The 2,027-nt window shown below is 41.2% G+C and carries 3 protein-coding genes; 2 read left to right on the forward strand and 1 reads right to left on the reverse strand.

Translation table 11 applies throughout. The features are described from left to right. The coding region (locus tag ABZA00_RS16930) for a tRNA (adenine(22)-N(1))-methyltransferase TrmK (protein ID WP_372883320.1) at positions 1-540 on the forward strand (540 nt) is incomplete at its 5' end. Between the two features lie 35 nt (positions 541-575). Further along, entirely contained in the window at positions 576-1,118 is a 543-nt protein-coding gene (locus ABZA00_RS16935; protein WP_372883321.1) for an NUDIX hydrolase, read from the forward strand. Between the two features lie 104 nt (positions 1,119-1,222). Here ABZA00_RS16935 and ABZA00_RS16940 read toward each other — a convergent pair whose 3' ends face one another. Then, entirely contained in the window at positions 1,223-1,885 is a 663-nt protein-coding gene (locus tag ABZA00_RS16940; protein WP_372883322.1) for a DUF2913 family protein, read from the reverse strand. Positions 1,886-2,027: the final 142 nt, after the last annotated feature.

Raw genomic sequence — 2,027 nt, forward strand, 5'->3', positions numbered from 1 at the left:
GCTATATTAAATCAATTAAAAGATGATCTTGATAAATATTATGGGGCTGAGCCGCAGCAAAGTGAGTGGGCGGTGCATTGCTGCGATGTGGAAAAATTACCTCTGGCCAGGGTGTCGAAATGTCCTGAAAAAGATAGTCACCTGATTATTATCGCGGGTGTGGGCGGAGAATTGACGATAAAGCTGGTGGAGGCCATCTTAAGCGCATTCAGCCATTACCGGTTAGAGTTTTTATTGTGCCCGGTACAGCATAATTATCAGGTTCGTGAGTTTTTAATCAGCAGGGAGTTAGGATTGATCGCTGAAAGTCTGTTGATTGAAAATAAACGCGGTTATGAAATACTGCATGTGGCATTAAATGCAGAGCTGCCTATATCAAAAGTCGGCTCAAGCATGTGGGATTTTTCCAGGAAGGAGCATCTTGTATATTTGCAGAAAACCATCGAGCACTATCAGCGCATTGCCCGAAGTCCGCAGCACGAGGTAACGGGGATTATTAAACAATATCAAAAGTTACTTCAAACTCAACCTGCCTGCTGATATTATCACCGGCCAAATTATTCCAGAGTCCTATTATGCGCTTGTTGAAAACTGCCGTTCATCCTGAAATCCTTTCTTTAGATCAAAGCACCTTTGTGCGCAACGCCGCCCGCGCGATCGTCCTAAAAGGGGAAATGATTTTAATGCTTTATACTGCCCGGTATCATGATTACACCCTGCCTGGTGGTGGCGTTGATGAAAACGAAAAGGTGGTAGAGGGATTAATACGCGAGCTTCAGGAAGAGACTGGGGCGCAAAATATACGAGATATACAGGACTTTGGTTTATACGAAGAGTTCCGCCCATGGGGCAGAGACGGTTATGAGATCATGCATATGAAATCATATTGTTATGTTTGTCATATTGATGCTCAACTCGGTGCAACAAAATATGAAGATTATGAAGTCAAAAATGGCATGAAACCTGTCTGGCTGAATATTTATGATGCGATTAAGCATAATCAGTCAACCATGCTGAATAATGATAAAAAGGGCTTATCGATAGAGCGGGAAACGTTTTTATTACAATTAATTGCACAGGAGCTGCTTGAGCAGAAGGCGCAGGCCAACGCAAGTTAGGTGGTATTTTCAGCCGTCAGCTAATCGCCTAAACTCGAAAATACCTGACAAATTTTAGTTGTTGATGCGGCGCTTTAAGCGTCGCATCCTCTGCCTCGCCTTAATTACTGATCAACAGTCTGATTTTCAGGAAACTCCGGTAAAAAGCTGCCGTCATTATTGGGATAGACAACAAACTCACCGTGGTATTTCACTTTCGATTTATAATCGGTCTTTTTATATAAAAGTAAATTCTGGGCAAAGGCAAAATCAATAATTTGTTGCTGATTTCCTCGCACATATAAAGAGATAGGCGTGACTAAGTTATCCTGCTCATCAAAACAATCTACAATTTGCTGTGCACAAACTATCAGTGAGTCTTTACCGCCACTGTGGCGATTAAGCCTTTCTCCGACGGTTAAATCCGTTGTCACCATCCACTGTTCTTCTTCAAGCTTTGCATAAAGTTTTTCAAGCTGGTTTTTATTTACCGCCTGGACCTGCTTATTCTCATCCAACACTTCGCTGTAACACTTTTCTAAATAGATAAACTGACGTTTCAGACCGGCATTTTTACCCAGACTGCGTGCTTGTCTTTGCCAATTCAGTAAAGTAGGCACAACAATAGGATCAAAACGTTTTTTTTTCATGGCTGTTGTTACCCATGCGCCCAAATAATGTGCTTCGCTGAGCGGGTTATGAGGCGTTCTACCGGATTGTTGAGAGTCTGATAATTCAGTTAAAGCCGTGTTGAGCAGTTTATAAATTTCGGTGGAGAAGAGAATCATGTGATTCCTTATTGTATTCTAATTGAAATAATCCGCCATTATATAGTCAAACAAGTGACAAATATAATATTCAATTGTTAACGATAAGAATTTTCGCAGACCAGATGGTTTAAAAAAGATAAACGCATCACTGTCTATTACA

Source organism: Psychromonas sp., assembly GCF_041586535.1.
Classification (GTDB): domain Bacteria; phylum Pseudomonadota; class Gammaproteobacteria; order Enterobacterales; family Psychromonadaceae; genus Psychromonas.

Bases quoted from the DNA above. Each gene is read 5' to 3' on its own strand.
- ABZA00_RS16935 (WP_372883321.1), top strand. From the start codon at position 576: ATGCGCTTGTTGAAAACTGCCGTTCATCCTGAAATCCTTTCTTTAGAT.
- ABZA00_RS16940 (WP_372883322.1), bottom strand. From the start codon at position 1,885: ATGATTCTCTTCTCCACCGAAATTTATAAACTGCTCAACACGGCTTTA.